Below are 14018 nucleotides of genomic sequence, written 5' to 3'. Positions count from 1 at the left end.
GGCATGTAGCAAAGGTGAAGAAGATCCACGACTTGAAGCAGCGTGCCCTTTTCTGCCCAGCGAGGTGAAACTCGGATCTTCGCATTGCAGATCCCGCATCCTCTCGCTATGTTTCGAGAAGGCACACGAACAGCAAAGGAGGTTGCCTATGTCATCGCGGGACGCCTGATCCAGCAATACCGAGACTTCTGCCTTTCCAAAGGCATCAAATTCACACGCACAGACTCCGTAAGGCCGCATGATAATACCACGCTCTTCTGCAGCGCTGGGATGCAGCAGTACAAACCCCTCTTCTCCGACCCTTACCATATTGGTACTGTCGCCAATACTCAGGCCTGCCTGAGAATGGGCGATCTCGACGAGATCGGGGACGGAACGCATTTCCTTCACTTCACGATGCTGGGGCTTTTCTCGTTCAGGGAGATGGCTGTCGGTGACGCTATCGATTTCTGGCTCGAGTTTCTCGGAACCCTTGGCCTCATGCCCGATCATGTCACGATCCATCCGGATCGCCTCGAGGAATGGACGCCGTTCTATCGCGGCCGCATTCCCATCATCCCGGATGACGAATGCACCTGGAGCGACGGCAGCATCAGCGGATACTGCACCGAGTTCTACAAGGACAGCATCGAGATCGGGAACATCGTCAATCCGCTCGGGACCTGTATCGACGTCGGCTTCGGCGCCGAACGCCTGGACATGATCTTGAACGGCACCCTGCCCGCCAATGCGCTCGGCACGCTGTGCGACACCGTCACGACGATCGTGGAAAGCGGCTATGAACCGGGAAACAAGGAGCAAGGATACGTCTTGCGAAAGCTCCTGCGTCGTATCCATGTGATGGGGGGAATGCTGGACCATCCCTATTTCGAACAGGAAGTCGAGCGTCAGGAGCGATTGCGCTCCAGATATTTGCGCCTTCGCGAAAAATATCCCGACATGCCGCCGGAGTGGTGGTTTGACACGCACGGCATCGATATTGCCTACCTGCAGGCGATGAATGCAAAGTAGGTTCGACCGATGATAAAAGCGGCGAAGGAGATCGTGCGAGCAGCCTCCTTCGCCGCTCTGCAGGAAACGCGCAAGCGGCGTGGAGCCTGCCAAACCCACGGGAAGTCGGGAGCGATCCTGAATTTCCGGAGATCACCAAGCCTCCATGAGCAACGATATCGGAAGATCTCTCTTTGCCGCCGGCGAAGTCATGACGCAAGGCAGATCGCCTCAATCGTCACCCGCTATCTGCCTGCATTGCCTGGAAGGCGGCGCCGAACCCGGTCAGAGAAATCGGAAGCTCCGCCATGTTTCCCTGCATCATCCGGATCGAGACTTTTCCCGACTTTTCCTTCATCAAGGCGGCAAGCATTTCGGGTGGGCACAGCCCCTCCACCAGGCATCCTTGCGTAGTGCAGCGCGATACCTTCGCCATCGTCGAATACTTGCTGCCGAAGCCAATCTTCACACCACCCTGAATAGCAAACCCGAGTGGAAGAGCCATTTGCATGCCAACCTTTTTGTCCGCGGAACGCGCCATGCTGATGACCATGAATACTTGCTTTTGATCCGGTGACGTCAATCGATAGACGATCTGGCAGCGCGGCTTCATCGTTTTGTCGGCCGAACATTGCAATGTCCACGCATCGAACTTCTGTTCGGTAATCTGCGGAGTGGCCTGCGCGGATGCATCTGGAGCCGGCGCTGGGACCTTGGATGGATCGACCTTGCCGGCATCCGGCGTCACATTTTGAGACCCCGATGGCGGCGCGCCTGGACTATTATCGGCCCCTAGCGTCGAGGAAACACCTGCTCCCCAGAGCAAGAAAGCCGCACAAAACACGGATGGCCTCAAATATAAATTCATCATCTCCTCCCGATTTAATTTGCAATTCTACAATAAAGTGATAATATTGTCGAATATATAGTGATTTTAATTTTATTAAACAGATAAAAATTCGATAAATTTTCAATTTATATATTAAATATAGGCGAATAATATTTAATAACACACAAGGAAACCGATTCCGATGACATCGAAGCTCGTTGCCGGTTACTCCCTGATCGTCATGCTCGCGCTGACCGATGGCGCCGTATGCGACGAAAGCTATCTGCAACAAGCGCCCTCCGCGGAAGCAAATCCTGCCTTCGTCGAACAGTTGCCGGAGACATCCGTCATGCCCGCGCACCAGCCGCCGACCAATCGCCGGGCGACACCGCACAAGCAGAGGCAGGCTTCGCGAGCACAGGCGAAAGTCCGATTGGTAAGCAGCATCTTTCCGAATGTCGGCAATGGCGTTACCGAGCGGGTCGCACCCGCACCGACCGATGGCCACTTGCCGACTGTCGGGTCAGGGACAGTGTCACGCTGACTGCGTTTCGACGGCGAACAATGAGATATGCACCGGGCGATCGCCTCGTGCGCCCGGCCAGAGCGAGACCGCCGATAAGAGCGGCAGCAAATATGGAACCGAAGGGCTTTCGGCCAGTTGAAACTTCGAGAGCGGCATGTTCGGAGCCGACAATTCCATAGCGGCTCGAGATTGCGATTTAGGAGCAGTATCGACATGATGCATCCCAAGAAAATCATTGCTGTTACGACTATCCTGCTTCTTGCCGGCACGCTTGGCTCAGCAGATGTTCTAGCAAGCAGCCAACCCATCATCCGGCGTGCCGGATTTTCAGAGACTCAAATTCCCCAGGTGAAAGGACGTATTCCGGTGAGGAAGAACGGTAACCTGGAAAAGGGACCTACCGCGAAGGCTCCCGCCAAACCAAATTCGAATGCAAGCAACCAGAACGGGGCGGTAACCTGCGGGCCTGACAACGCACAATCGGAAATCTGCCGGAAGAAATGATCTGGCGTCGGCAACGATCATGAGCTCTTCGGCTTGTCCTTGACCAGGATGGGCTGGGACGCAGCCTCGACGGCCGGTTGCGCTGCGCTGGCGGCGGGAACCGTGACCGCCGGGCCGATCGGCCGGCCGTTGGCATCGAGCTTGTACGTCATGGCTCTTTGATGCTCGTCCAGATATCGCATGAATGCTGCGCCGGCGGCCGCATCCCTGAATTGCCACAGCCCGTTCCTCACGCCTTCGAAGATCAGTGAATAGACTGCGAGCTGAATGCCTTCCTGGACGCCCAAAGTCGTGGGTGCATTTCGTGTAATGCCGCCCTCGATCTGGAGCAGCTGGTCGACGCCGACGAAGCGGAACGCCGATCCCTGCAGCTGGACGGAATAGATCGTCTTGGTCGTGCTGACCGAGGCCAGCACACGCCCCGTACTGACGCTGACGGCCCGCAGGGATACGGTTACAATGTCCTTGCGATACTGCGTATTTCCGCCAATCCCGAGATAGTTGGCACCGATACCGCCCGTCGTTTCATTGGAATCATAGCCTATGATACCGCCATCGAGCAGCACGCCGGCAAACCGGAGCGGCGGGATGCCGCCAGCCTTGGCGCCGTAAACCGCCGACCTCGTGTTCTGGATGATCTGCCGTTCCTGCAGCAACGATTGCAGGTCCGTGCGTTCCACGACACTGAACCAGTTGCCATTACCGGCCTTGGTCAGCACATCAGTCAACAACTGCGCGCCGCCTTGCGTCAGAGCGCGGGAATATTCGGCGAAGTTTTCATTGGGTTTGTTCTGCCCAGTCAGGTCAGGAAACGAATAGACTGCCACATCAAGCTTTTGTATGGGCGGCGGAAGGCTCTCCAACGCCACGCCCGACTTTGTGGCGGGCATGAGGGTTGCCGGAGCACTCATCGGGTCAAGGCTGCTGCCCGCGGCAGCACAGCCAGTAAGACCCAACCCGCATAGAATGGCTGCAACAGGAAAACCAACATGTGACATGGCCGCTCGAATAAATCGCTCCCAACAACACCGAACGATGACGCAATCAATTTGGCTCAAGGATTAGCCGGCACCTGGCCGCTCTGGATTACGATGACCGGAGATGTTCCAGTTGAACCCGTGCCTTGATTGACATTTCCAAGGTTGCCCAACGCATTGTTGAGACCGGATAGATCCGGTGTCTGCTGCTGGCCGGATTTGACGCCATCGCCCTGCGTTTGCGCCGTCGACAGCAGGAACGTGCCATTCAGCGGATTGCCCCCAAAGGTCGGATTGGTCGGCTGATAGACCAACTGCCCGGCGGAAGCCGACATTGTCATTGCTGCAATCAGACCGATTGCAGCGATCGCCCTACATATCATCATTGGCATCTTCTCCGTTGCCCGAAAACATGGCCGCGCCCACTCAGCGCTTGATAAGCAATCCACCACCCGGCAAGCGTGCGATCAGCACATTGACCGGTGCGGAACCTGCAGGCTGAAGAACACTGACATTCAAGCCCGCCCCATTCAGCAATACGACATTCGATCTAAGGTTATTTCCGGCTTGCAGTACGTTTATATTTCCGTAATTTCCTATGATTCCTGCAGTTGATATATTACCTGACCCGCCTTGGAGCTGATACACACTATTACGCATACCAATCTGCAGTGTCTGCGCTATATTATTACCGCGTGACCCAACATTCGCTTCCGGCACATTTATAGCGCCCGTCCCGGCGTAATTTACCGATGGATGACGCCTCTCCGGTAGTGGCTGAGTGGTAACATCGTTGAATGTTACCGGTGTGGTCACATTAACCGGAATTTGAGCGACATAGGCCGTTTCGGCTCTGCATTCTGCCGTCATCACGTAGAATGAAGTGCTCAATGCGATAATCGCACTTGATAATATCTTCGAACTCTTCAGACATTTCATTCCGGTAATTCGCATTGTGACGTACCTCGATCGGTTTCGATCAATAGCTTTGCAATCAGTTCAGCATCACCGCCAGCATCGATCATCGTCGTGGCAAGGAGATTGTCCGAACCTGGCTGCAAGTCAAAACTGCCTTGCTGAATGCTGTGGCTCGTACCTTCCGTATTATGCTTGATGAGAACCAGCTTGTATGTCCCGGATACTGGTACATCTGATCTTGCGATCGCCCGTACAACAAGAAATGGTTCCCTTTTATCTGCCGTTACCAGGCACTCGATCCCGGTCTGCGAGGCGGGAGCGATGCGCGGAAGCAGCAGCATCGAAAAGAGAAAGGAATGCAGAAATAAAGAAAACGCTGATCGTCTGCGATTGCTACCAGCATAGATGACTGGCTTAATCCGGTTAAAGGAGGAGGAGGCGAACATTTGCTTTCGCCTCCTCCATAGGCTCACTCAGTGCTGGACGGTAACGGCCGTGTTGCGATAGCCGAACTGCGCTGTAACCGACGTGTTCGTCAGCCCGCTCGAGCTGGTCTGAGAGGTAACGGCATAGTTTCCCGAACCGATCTGGATGGTTCCCTGAAGGTTCGAGCCGCTGACGGGGAATACGGTCTGCAGCCCCGATTGCGAAGCGATCGCGGTATTGCGATAGCCGGCCTGCACGATCATCGAATTGTTGGAGCCGAGCGGATTGGCGATCTGGGATGTCAGAGCGGTGTTGCCCACACCGAACTGCGCGGTGGTCGCCTTGTTCGTGCCGAAGAACGACGACTGGCCGGTCATGGCGAAGTTGTGCGCGCCGGCCTGGAACGTGTCTTGCGAGTTGTTGCCGCCCGCCTGATCGGCAAAGGATATGTTGCCCCAACCGAACTGGGTCGTCGACGACGAATTGCCGTTGAAGCCGATGACACCGAACTGAGAGGTGACGGCAAAGTTGCCGGCGCCGACCTGCAGCGTGGTCTGATCGTTACCGCCGCCGTCCTGGCCGACTATGGCGCCGTTACCCCAGCCGAACTGCATGGTACTGGAGTCGTTTCCGCCATGCTTGCCATCGGTCTGGTTCGTCGAGGCGAAGTTCAGGCCGCCGACCTGCAAAGTGTTCTGGGAATTGTCTCCCTTGGACTGATCCGCGAAGGCGGAATTGCCGAAGCCGAACTGGGCGATCGTCGAGTTGTTGTCCGCACCGTCCCGCTGCAGGGTCGAGGCGAAATTCATGACGCCGGCCTGGAACGTGCTCTGGTCGTTGGTCTTGCCTTTCTGGTCGGCGAAGGCGACGTTGCCATCACCGAACTGCAGGATGGCTGATGTGTTGGACTTGGCCTTGTCCTGATTGGTGACGGCGAAGTTGCCGACGCCATTCTGGAATGTCAGAGCATCATTGTTGCCAGTGTTCTGACTGACGAAAGCACCGTTGAACGCACCCACCTGGCCGATAAACGATTCATTTTCGGCTGGCGGCGACGGGGGCCCGGCAAGTGTCAAAGACGTGCTTGCCAGCAAGATGGCGAGAGCTCCAATCGTCCTCATGTGATCCTCCCTGTTCTCCATGATGGGGCAAGCGACCATTCGCAGCCCTCGAGCCTTTTAATAGGCCGCCGATGGAGAGCCGAACAAGAGAACCGTTCGGACTAGGGCAGCAACGCAGGACTATGTGAAATATAAATCGCCTACCTCGAAATGAGTAAATGATTAGATGTGTATCGCTATGGCGTATGAGCTATACTCTTCTTTGATTAGGCATTCTAACCCATATGAAAGCTAGATAAATACAATCCAAGTGTGCAGCAATTCATGCTACCCATAGATAGCTTCGATGAAAGGCTTGCCACATGATAATGGATTAGTTGACAGCTATGGCTACGTTTGACAGTCTCGTGGCATCCGAAGCAATCGTTAAAGTTGAGATTCAGCTTGGTCGAAAACAGTCACCCAAGCGACTGCTTTTCGCGACACCAAGCTTTGTGAATTGGCTGAGCGAACGCGTAAGCAAGGACGAACCATCTTCGCTCGGTGCGGTCCTCAGACCTGTCGAGCAGCTGGACTTTCTTTTCTATACATTCGTTTCAGGGAAACCGCTCATTCATTGCAGACAGTTCCGGGCAATCCGGGTCGAACGAAATGCAGTTTGGGAATTGAAGACTGTCGATTTCCGCATATTCGGCTGGTTCGCCATGCGCGACTGCTTTGTCGCTGTCTTTGGAGATTGGGCCGACCATGTGAAGGATCATGATCTTTACCGCGGCTATCGGCTGGAGGTGCGCCGATTGCGCCGCACGCTCGGTGTGGATGATGCGTTGTGCGTAGAGGGAGTAAATCCGGAAGATGTCATTTCGGTTTGAGATAGGTGCGCGGGCGCGAGCAGCCAGCCGTTTTATCGCGAATGTTCGCAGCGACCTGGCTGCCGCCGTCCTCGAAAGGCGGTCACAGAAAGGGTTTACTCAGCAGCGGCTTGCGGAATTGGTCGGCGTCAGCCGAAAGGATTTGAATCGCTATCTCTGCGGACAGACAGAGCTTCCGCTTCGTTCGATTGCGGATCTCGCCTGGGCGCTCGACAAGGAGATCCATATTGAGCTGCGTGATCCCAAGGGGTCGGCAGCAGACGGCAGTTACCTCTCCGAACCGGAGACGCGGGCAGCTATCCATCCCGTTCGTCCCGGCGGAGCCGTTTCCTGGAGTTCTTCGAGGGCCATCCGCACGATAATTGCTCGCGGCAACAACGATCGGGACGATTGAAACACATGCGCTATGGATATTGCATCTTTTGCGACGACGTTCGCACCGAAATCGGCGAAAAGCTCAGCTTCATCGGCGTCTATAGCGGCGTGCTGATGCTGCCGGAATTTCCTTTTTCACTGCCGAAGTTCTGTGTGCATGTGAATCTGATCACCCTGGCGACGGAACCCTACCGATCGATCGTTTTACGCTGCATCGCGCCTGGCGACCGTCAGCCGCTTCTTGAAGAACGATTGGATGCCGCCCAACTCAGCGAGCAGAAGGATGTCGTGGAGGATGCGGACACGAGCGGCATTCCGATCAATGTCGTCGTCGGCGCCAGCCTTGTCTTTTCACCGTTGAGATTGCGTCAGCCCGGCCTCCTGACCGTCAGTGCGATCATCGACGACAAGCCAGCGGAGATCGCTTCCCTGCGCGTCGCCCAACGCTGATCGAGAATTTCCGCTTTAGACGAAGTCAGGGAAACGCTTCATCCCTTTGTTTCCGCGCAATTCCGGACGCAAAGCCACTGCGCCCTTTTGCTGGAGTTGCCGCAACCTGCGCGAACTCTTCGGTCGCTCTTCGATATTTCGTCGTAGCGGGCGCGGGTATTGCGGCGCTCGTCGCGCCAGTGCCACAAAGCTCGAATGTCGGGAAATATGCCTGCCGCTGGCCCCTCAAGGTCCGGGCAGGGTGGTTCGAACATGCGGAAATCTCCGCCTTCGCCTGTGACCTTTCGGCGGCAATCAGCCGCCGGCGCTTTTCCATCAACCGACCACAACTTCAAAAGCCCGAAGGCTCATTGGGCCAGTCTTGCAGGGCACTTGCCCGCTCCGGTGCCGGGGCCGGTGGCTTCTAGCTGAAGCGACACGGCGCTTCCCGGCATTGTTCGCATGATCGGCGGCCGTGGCCGGAGCGTATTATCGAACGAGTTCCCGGATCTTGTAGGCAACTTCCGTTCGGTTCGTCGCGTTCAGTTTCTTCATGATATTGCGAATGTGCACTTTGACCGTGCTCTCGCAAAGATCCATCTCATAGGCGATGATCTTGTTTGCCTTGCCCCGCCTCAAAGCCTCCGCGACGACGACTTCGCGCGGGGTAAACAGGCTGTCGAGGCAGCAGTTGCGGCTGGCCACGGGTGCGATCGCCTCCTTGGCGGCCAGCAGGCTGCTTGCCGGCACGAAGACACCGCCTGCGCGCGCGAGAGCTACCGCTTCGGCGGCAACCTTGATTCCGACACTGGTCGGGATATAGCCGCGGGCGCCGCACTCCAGTGCGTGCAGCAACTGTGCAAGCTCGTCGCCGTCGGCGCCCACGATCACCGGGCTGGTCTGGAATCTCTCCACCAGAGCGCAGATCTTGGCGCTCACATCCGCATCGGAGACCTTGCGGCCGCCGATCATGAAAAGAACTGCGGACGGTAATACTTGCATATTGCGCATCTGCCATTCGTCGAGCGAGCCCACCGTGACGATATGCATTGCGCTGTCGCATTCGGTCAGACTTTTCGACAGGCACTCGCGATCAAGAGCGCGAGAATCTATGAGAAGAATGTAGTCTTCCCATTCATCGATGCCGGGCGTGCCGGATGCGATGAATGGCCTCAAGGTGTCGGATGTCCGAACTGAAATGATGCGTGCGCCCGTATCTGACGTGAATTTTTCACTTGTGAGCGATTGTCCAATCATGGCCGTTACCCCCAACTTTTAAAATGGCCTTTGTATTTCTTGCAACTATTAGAGTATTTACTCGATTTAAAGAGAATAACATCCGTTTAAGCCGAGGCTTTTCTTGAGTTCCCATATCTCTCCCCTCTTTTTAGGTTTATGTTATCGTAGTAATTGCTTATTTTGTTTTTCCGCGCATTAACATATGTTAATAATGAATTTAAATATTGGATAAAATAATTCTTTCTTGCGCCATTAGTAATGGAGGCAAAGTATTGTTCAAACCATAGTTGTGTCGAAGCATGACTCGTCGAAGTCAACGAGATCGGCTAGACGCGGCCGATCGAGAAAGGCGACAATGCCGTTGCGGAAGGACAGGAGGCCAGCTTCACGCATGTCCCTGAGAACGCGGTTGATGTGCACGGTCGACAGGCCCACGGCGTCACCGATGTCCGCCTGGGTCAAAGGACAATCGAAATATTCCGCGTTTGCATAGTCCCGCGAGGTGCCGATGCGTGCTCCGAGCTCGAGCAGCAGGTAGCCGGTTTTCTCCAGAGCATCGCGGCGCCCTATATTGGCGAGCCTCTCAGACATGCGCGCCTGATGTCGCACCAGTTCGGCAATGACGATGCGATAAAAAAACGTTGGCGCTTCGATCTTCGGCAGCGAGGTGAAGTCCGGGAAAACCATCACCGTGACATTGGTGATCGCCCGCACGGTCTCACGCGAAAGCGCCGTCAAGGATGTCGAAATCATATCGCCACGCAACACGAATTCCGTCATGAAGCGCGTGCCGTTCGGCAGCATCTTGCTGCACGAGGCCCAGCCATCGAGCACAAAGAGAAGACGTGGCGTATCGCTGTCGTAGTCGCAGATCGCACTACCTGCAACAAAGGTCCGCGCTACACCACCAAGGCTGCGAATATGCTCAATCGAAAGCTGCGCTGCCATGCCGTCATCCCCTCGGACGAAAAGCATATTTCGAATGCTCTATGGGCCATTCGAAAATATATTTTTCGTGAGTTCCAAGTATTTAATACCATAGAAAATCCACGATGTCTTTATTGCAAATCGATATCCGTTTTTCCTCGAACTTTTACCGCGACAGCGGCACAATATCTGCCATTTTTATGTATATTTTTTAGTATCTCCGTCAGTATCACATATTCTATACTAATGGCCTCTTGTATCGTGCTGCGTGCAGCTATATTCGTGACATAACGCATTGGTCGCGCTCGACCAGATGCCGCCGCATGTTCGAGATGCCGGCCCGGGCTTCCGAAATCGTGTCCTGATGGCGGCGCGCCTCTATCCCTTCTTGCTGTGCTGCTTTCAGCAACAGAGCGACATGCTTCGGCGGCGGCGATGCGCCCTTTATGAAGTAGGTTTCGCGCCCGACGGAATTGAAGAAGCCTTCGACCTTCTTGTCCCAACCCAAGCCGACATGCGGAATCCCGAGCGCATAGGCGGCAATACATGCGTGCAATCGGTGAGCCAGAACCACATCCAGCGACTGAATGATGTGGATAAGATCGCCCGGAAGCCGCGGGCGCCGGGAAATATCCAGGGAGCCGGACGTGACCATGCGATGCTTGGCGACCGAAGCGCGGATACGCTCCGCAAAGGCTTGATCCTCTTTGGCTCCATTGCAGAACAAGACCACGTGCTGGCCGTCATCCAGGAGAAGCTCGATCAGATCCCTGTAGGCCTCGATATCGGCAAAGGGAATACCATTGGCATGAACGGCGCCATGCCGGTGCAGGACGATGGGATCGGTGACACATAGACCTATGGTCAAGGGACCTTTGGACGGAGCGCGCGCGCCTCGATGCGCCGGCGAGGCTTGGATCAGCAATCCGGGATCACGCACGATCTTCGCACCAGGCCCATCGGGAAAATGCTCCCGCCAGGTATCCTGCGCAAAGCCGTCGCGCACCGAAAGATGAACAAGACGCGCCTGCTTCAGTCTGGCAAAGAGACGATATGCAGGCTCCGACCAATGGCCGCCGACGCCAACCGCATAGATCGCCAGCGGCCGATCGTATCGCACGACACAATCAAGCACAGCACCGATCTTCAGCGGGAAATTGAGGTCATCATCCTGAAACAGGTTCCCCCCGCCGATCACGACGGCATCGGCAACCGCAACCTTCTCTTCCCATTGTCCGCGAAGCGCGCGCAGCCTGCGCTCCAGAACCGCGCGAACAAGCCGTCGACGGGCGGCTGCGGGCAGTCGATGGAGCAATCCCAGCACGAGCCGTCTGCGGCCGCCATGGCCCGTCGCAAAAGCCTCTCGCCCGGCAAGGTCGATCGTCTCCACTTCGACGTCATCCCTGCCGCTCGCCAAGGCGGATTCGACGCATTCCGCAAGCAGCCCGTCGCCGAGATTTTCGCTGTATTTGACGTTGAAGACGACAATCCTCATTGCAGCTCTCCGATGGTACGCAGCTGTGGGCTGTAGTCACTCCGGATCTGCTGCGCTCCCGCACTGAACGCGGAAATGCTGCCCGCGAGGATGTAGAACATCAGTCCGAGGTCATACACCGTGCCGGACGTGGCCGCAGAAATGAGAACCGTGATGATCCCGGCCTTGGCGGCACGCAGAACCGCGGTGGTTTCCCGCGATGATGAATGGAGGCCGCGCATGTCGGCCATGAGCAGCCGAGCGACAAACATTGCAAAGAACAGTGTGCCGAAAATGCCAATATTGGACAGCAGCACCAGACCAAAGCTCGATGCCCGGGCGCTCCCAAGGCCGGCGCCAAAGCCGCTCGTATCCAGAAAGGCCTGGTAAGCCATGGCATTCCACATGAAGCGCTCGCGCCCCGACTGGCTATCGGCCTTCGAAAACAGCATCTCGTCAAGAAAATCATGCAGATTATGCGCGAGATCCGGCATGACGATGAGAACGAAGAAGATGACAAGAGGCATGCTCGCCAGAATGGACACGATCAGAACGGGCCGGCCCGCGCCAGGCTCACGACGGGAGGCCAGAAAGGACTGCAGGCTGAGGATCGGCAGGACGGCGGCGAGCCCGACAAGTGCGGTCGCCGACGTCGACAGGATCAGCGCGACCAGCAGCAGACCCGCGAAAGTGCCGGTGACCTTCGAACGGATGCCTCCAAGCCAGAGGCTGGTGACAATGGCAAAAAGTACGAGCGTGAAATCGGCGAAGGCCGAAGCCTCTGGAAAAGTTCCTGAAATGCGCTTCAGCCCACCCTTTTCGGCATTAGTCAGGAGCGCGTAATTGGCTGTCCGCACGAAACTCAGCAGAAAATCCGTATGGGTGAAATGAGTCACTATATCAGCGAGCGCGAAGCCGAGATTGACACCGACGACGACCAGCATGCCGTTGATGAAAGCCGAAGGACTACCCTGACGCCGAAAGAAAGCAAAGGTTGTTATGAAGCAAATGAGGCCGCCCACCGCATAGACCGATTGAGTGATATTGTTTGAGGAGAAATGCAGCGGCACCAGCGCAATCAGACTATGTGCTCCAATCGATCGTTCAACCGTCATCGTCTGCGTCATGCCCTGGAACATGCGTGGGAAGAAAATCGCCGTGAAGACGCCGAAGGCCGTCAGCAGCAGCAGAAAGAAACCTGGACGCCAGGGAGCCAGGGCGCCAAGGAACGGTCCCTCCCCATAGGCCGCAAATAGCCGCGCGGCGAAGAATATCAGGAACAGGCTCGGAACGAGTACCGATGCACCGCCAAGACCGGGTATGCTGAAGGCTGCAGCCGCACCGAATACCGTCGACAGAACCATGATGATGAACGACCATCGCACAGGCGCGGTCAGCGCAACAACTCCTACAATCAGCGTTACGAGCCCCATGGCATTCATGTCTGGCAATCCGGTTGTTCTGCCTCAATGTCGCCGCAAGCTACCACGGCACTATGCAGCTGTATTTCCGCCACGCCTAAGCCTTTTGGTGGACGTTCTGGCCGAAATACGTTCTATACCGCAGAAATTGTACCGTTCATGCTTACATGCATGGATCAGTTCTCGCCGATATCTAATGTTCGATGCATGAGCAACCGCCGCGTGTTTCTTCGCGCGTCAATTGCGGCTGCACTCGTTTCGATCATGGATATAGGAATTGCTCATGCCGGTGACACCGGCGATGCGCTTGATGTCAGCAGCATGACACTCACCTTCGAGGATGCTTTCGACAATCTCAGCATCTCCGCCTGGGGGCCTGGTACCCGCTGGATTTCCCACACACCATGGAATGGCGACTTTGGCGGCGCCCGCTTCTCCGATCCGAGCGGCGACTTCCCCTTTGCAATACAGGACGGGATGCTGCGCATTACTGCTGCACGCGACAGCAAAGGTCTATGGCGCTCCGGCTTGATCGCCTCTGTTGATGAGCATGGAAATGGCTTTTCTCAGCAATATGGCTACTTCGAGATGCGGGCGCGGTTGCCCGACGGCCCAGGTGTCTGGCCAGCCTTCTGGCTTATCGGCAAGGATCGATCAAAGGCTACCGCCGAGATAGATGTCATCGAATATTATGGCGACAAGCCTGGCGCCTACTCTTCGACGGTCCATGTCTGGCATCGGGATGGGCGGCATGATTCTGCTTTTTCCCGCGTCAACGTGTTTTCCACTGCAAGCCCCGCTGATTTGCACACCTATGGCGTGAAGATCGATTCCGACTTCATCCGTATGTATTTCGACGGCAATCTTGTCTGGAAAACCAAGATCCCGCCGGAACATCGCCAGCCGATGTATATGCTCATCGACCTTGGTATCGTCGACGGCATATCCAAGATGGCTGCGGCCGACCCATCCTTCATGTTCGTTGATTACGTCAGAGCCTATCAGTTCAAATAGCCTCTTCATCATCCAGCCCTCCGGCAATTCTTCCCG

At 55.9% G+C, this 14018-nt stretch carries 17 protein-coding genes; 7 read left to right on the top strand and 10 right to left on the bottom strand.

All coding sequences use genetic code 11. From position 1 onward, the window contains the following. Window positions 1-108: 108 nt before the first annotated feature. On the top strand, window positions 109-1011 hold the full coding sequence (locus tag ABOK31_RS31915) for an alanine--tRNA ligase-related protein (protein WP_349961667.1): 903 nt from the start codon (window positions 109-111) through the stop codon (window positions 1009-1011). 217 nt (window positions 1012-1228) lie between these two features. Here ABOK31_RS31915 and ABOK31_RS31910 read toward each other — a convergent pair whose 3' ends face one another. Beyond that, window positions 1229-1738, bottom strand: coding sequence for an invasion associated locus B family protein (locus ABOK31_RS31910; RefSeq protein WP_174173705.1), 510 nt, complete (start codon window positions 1736-1738; stop codon window positions 1229-1231). Between the two features lie 283 nt (window positions 1739-2021). Here ABOK31_RS31910 and ABOK31_RS31905 point away from each other — a divergent pair, with 283 nt between their 5' ends. Beyond that, entirely contained in the window at window positions 2022-2363 is a 342-nt protein-coding gene (locus ABOK31_RS31905; RefSeq protein WP_174173706.1) for a hypothetical protein, read from the top strand. 195 nt (window positions 2364-2558) lie between these two features. Beyond that, window positions 2559-2849 carry a hypothetical protein gene (locus ABOK31_RS31900; protein WP_174173707.1) on the top strand — a complete coding sequence of 97 codons (291 nt, stop codon included), beginning with the start codon at window positions 2559-2561 and terminating at the stop codon, window positions 2847-2849. Window positions 2850-2866: 17 nt separating this feature from the next. On the opposite strand, the gene ABOK31_RS31895 is transcribed toward ABOK31_RS31900, so the two are convergent. From ABOK31_RS31895 to ABOK31_RS31875, 5 genes are all read right to left on the bottom strand, one after another. Continuing rightward, on the bottom strand, window positions 2867-3739 hold the full coding sequence (locus ABOK31_RS31895) for a CsgG/HfaB family protein (protein WP_349961665.1): 873 nt from the start codon (window positions 3737-3739) through the stop codon (window positions 2867-2869). Window positions 3740-3903: 164 nt separating this feature from the next. Next, a complete protein-coding gene (locus ABOK31_RS31890) occupies window positions 3904-4212 on the bottom strand; it encodes a curli assembly protein CsgF (RefSeq protein WP_349961663.1) in 309 nt (102 codons plus the stop codon). A gap of 40 nt (window positions 4213-4252) precedes the next feature. After that, entirely contained in the window at window positions 4253-4780 is a 528-nt protein-coding gene (locus ABOK31_RS31885) for a hypothetical protein (RefSeq protein ID WP_349961661.1), read from the bottom strand. After that, window positions 4762-5190 carry a curli-like amyloid fiber formation chaperone CsgH gene (csgH, locus tag ABOK31_RS31880; protein WP_349961659.1) on the bottom strand — a complete coding sequence of 143 codons (429 nt, stop codon included), beginning with the start codon at window positions 5188-5190 and terminating at the stop codon, window positions 4762-4764. The genes ABOK31_RS31885 and csgH overlap by 19 nt, the downstream gene beginning before the upstream one ends. Window positions 5191-5217: 27 nt before the next feature. After that, the gene (locus ABOK31_RS31875; protein WP_174173711.1) at window positions 5218-6291 is read right to left on the bottom strand and encodes a hypothetical protein; all 1074 of its coding nucleotides are present in this window, start codon (window positions 6289-6291) and stop codon (window positions 5218-5220) included. Window positions 6292-6617: 326 nt separating this feature from the next. On the opposite strand from ABOK31_RS31875, the gene ABOK31_RS31870 reads away from it, so the two are divergent. Genes ABOK31_RS31870 through ABOK31_RS31860 form a run of 3 tightly spaced genes read left to right on the top strand, consistent with a single transcriptional unit; the run spans window position 6618 to window position 7928 of the window. Continuing rightward, window positions 6618-7103, top strand: coding sequence for a hypothetical protein (locus ABOK31_RS31870; RefSeq protein ID WP_075854996.1), 486 nt, complete (start codon window positions 6618-6620; stop codon window positions 7101-7103). After that, window positions 7087-7497: a helix-turn-helix transcriptional regulator gene (locus tag ABOK31_RS31865; protein WP_174173712.1), complete on the top strand. Its 411-nt coding sequence runs from the start codon at window positions 7087-7089 to the stop codon at window positions 7495-7497. Before ABOK31_RS31870 ends, ABOK31_RS31865 begins: the two co-directional genes overlap by 17 nt. A gap of 5 nt (window positions 7498-7502) precedes the next feature. Further along, window positions 7503-7928, top strand: coding sequence for a hypothetical protein (locus ABOK31_RS31860; protein WP_174173713.1), 426 nt, complete (start codon window positions 7503-7505; stop codon window positions 7926-7928). 468 nt (window positions 7929-8396) lie between these two features. Here ABOK31_RS31860 and ABOK31_RS31855 read toward each other — a convergent pair whose 3' ends face one another. The 4 genes from ABOK31_RS31855 to ABOK31_RS31840 form a co-directional block, all read right to left on the bottom strand. Beyond that, the gene (locus ABOK31_RS31855) at window positions 8397-9164 is read right to left on the bottom strand and encodes a response regulator transcription factor (protein ID WP_069615132.1); all 768 of its coding nucleotides are present in this window, start codon (window positions 9162-9164) and stop codon (window positions 8397-8399) included. 258 nt (window positions 9165-9422) lie between these two features. Then, window positions 9423-10094 carry a Crp/Fnr family transcriptional regulator gene (locus ABOK31_RS31850; RefSeq protein WP_162747797.1) on the bottom strand — a complete coding sequence of 224 codons (672 nt, stop codon included), beginning with the start codon at window positions 10092-10094 and terminating at the stop codon, window positions 9423-9425. Window positions 10095-10347: 253 nt separating this feature from the next. Further along, the gene (locus tag ABOK31_RS31845) at window positions 10348-11568 is read right to left on the bottom strand and encodes a polysaccharide pyruvyl transferase family protein (protein ID WP_349961657.1); all 1221 of its coding nucleotides are present in this window, start codon (window positions 11566-11568) and stop codon (window positions 10348-10350) included. Continuing rightward, entirely contained in the window at window positions 11565-12989 is a 1425-nt protein-coding gene (locus tag ABOK31_RS31840; protein WP_174173715.1) for a hypothetical protein, read from the bottom strand. Before ABOK31_RS31840 ends, ABOK31_RS31845 begins: the two co-directional genes overlap by 4 nt. 27 nt (window positions 12990-13016) lie before the next feature. Between ABOK31_RS31840 and ABOK31_RS31835 the strand changes: the two genes are divergently transcribed. After that, the gene (locus tag ABOK31_RS31835; RefSeq protein WP_349961656.1) at window positions 13017-13982 is read left to right on the top strand and encodes a glycoside hydrolase family 16 protein; all 966 of its coding nucleotides are present in this window, start codon (window positions 13017-13019) and stop codon (window positions 13980-13982) included. The last annotated feature ends 36 nt before the right edge of the window (window positions 13983-14018 follow it).

The sequence above is a fragment of the Rhizobium sp. ZPR4 genome, from assembly GCF_040215725.1.
GTDB lineage: Bacteria > Pseudomonadota > Alphaproteobacteria > Rhizobiales > Rhizobiaceae > Rhizobium > Rhizobium rhizogenes_D.
The sequence above is the reverse complement of the archived record's forward strand: the minus strand, read 5'-3'. Positions and strand labels throughout refer to the sequence as shown.

Bases quoted from the DNA above. Each gene is read 5' to 3' on its own strand.
- ABOK31_RS31915 (WP_349961667.1), top strand. From the start codon at position 109: ATGTTTCGAGAAGGCACACGAACAGCAAAGGAGGTTGCCTATGTCATC.
- ABOK31_RS31905 (WP_174173706.1), top strand. From the start codon at position 2,022: ATGACATCGAAGCTCGTTGCCGGTTACTCCCTGATCGTCATGCTCGCG.
- ABOK31_RS31900 (WP_174173707.1), top strand. From the start codon at position 2,559: ATGATGCATCCCAAGAAAATCATTGCTGTTACGACTATCCTGCTTCTT.
- ABOK31_RS31895 (WP_349961665.1), bottom strand. From the start codon at position 3,739: ATGCCCGCCACAAAGTCGGGCGTGGCGTTGGAGAGCCTTCCGCCGCCC.
- ABOK31_RS31890 (WP_349961663.1), bottom strand. From the start codon at position 4,212: ATGATGATATGTAGGGCGATCGCTGCAATCGGTCTGATTGCAGCAATG.
- ABOK31_RS31885 (WP_349961661.1), bottom strand. From the start codon at position 4,780: ATGCGAATTACCGGAATGAAATGTCTGAAGAGTTCGAAGATATTATCA.
- csgH (WP_349961659.1), bottom strand. From the start codon at position 5,190: ATGTTCGCCTCCTCCTCCTTTAACCGGATTAAGCCAGTCATCTATGCT.
- ABOK31_RS31875 (WP_174173711.1), bottom strand. From the start codon at position 6,291: ATGAGGACGATTGGAGCTCTCGCCATCTTGCTGGCAAGCACGTCTTTG.
- ABOK31_RS31870 (WP_075854996.1), top strand. From the start codon at position 6,618: ATGGCTACGTTTGACAGTCTCGTGGCATCCGAAGCAATCGTTAAAGTT.
- ABOK31_RS31865 (WP_174173712.1), top strand. From the start codon at position 7,087: ATGTCATTTCGGTTTGAGATAGGTGCGCGGGCGCGAGCAGCCAGCCGT.
- ABOK31_RS31860 (WP_174173713.1), top strand. From the start codon at position 7,503: ATGCGCTATGGATATTGCATCTTTTGCGACGACGTTCGCACCGAAATC.
- ABOK31_RS31855 (WP_069615132.1), bottom strand. From the start codon at position 9,164: ATGATTGGACAATCGCTCACAAGTGAAAAATTCACGTCAGATACGGGC.
- ABOK31_RS31850 (WP_162747797.1), bottom strand. From the start codon at position 10,094: ATGGCAGCGCAGCTTTCGATTGAGCATATTCGCAGCCTTGGTGGTGTA.
- ABOK31_RS31845 (WP_349961657.1), bottom strand. From the start codon at position 11,568: ATGAGGATTGTCGTCTTCAACGTCAAATACAGCGAAAATCTCGGCGAC.
- ABOK31_RS31840 (WP_174173715.1), bottom strand. From the start codon at position 12,989: ATGAATGCCATGGGGCTCGTAACGCTGATTGTAGGAGTTGTTGCGCTG.
- ABOK31_RS31835 (WP_349961656.1), top strand. From the start codon at position 13,017: ATGTCGCCGCAAGCTACCACGGCACTATGCAGCTGTATTTCCGCCACG.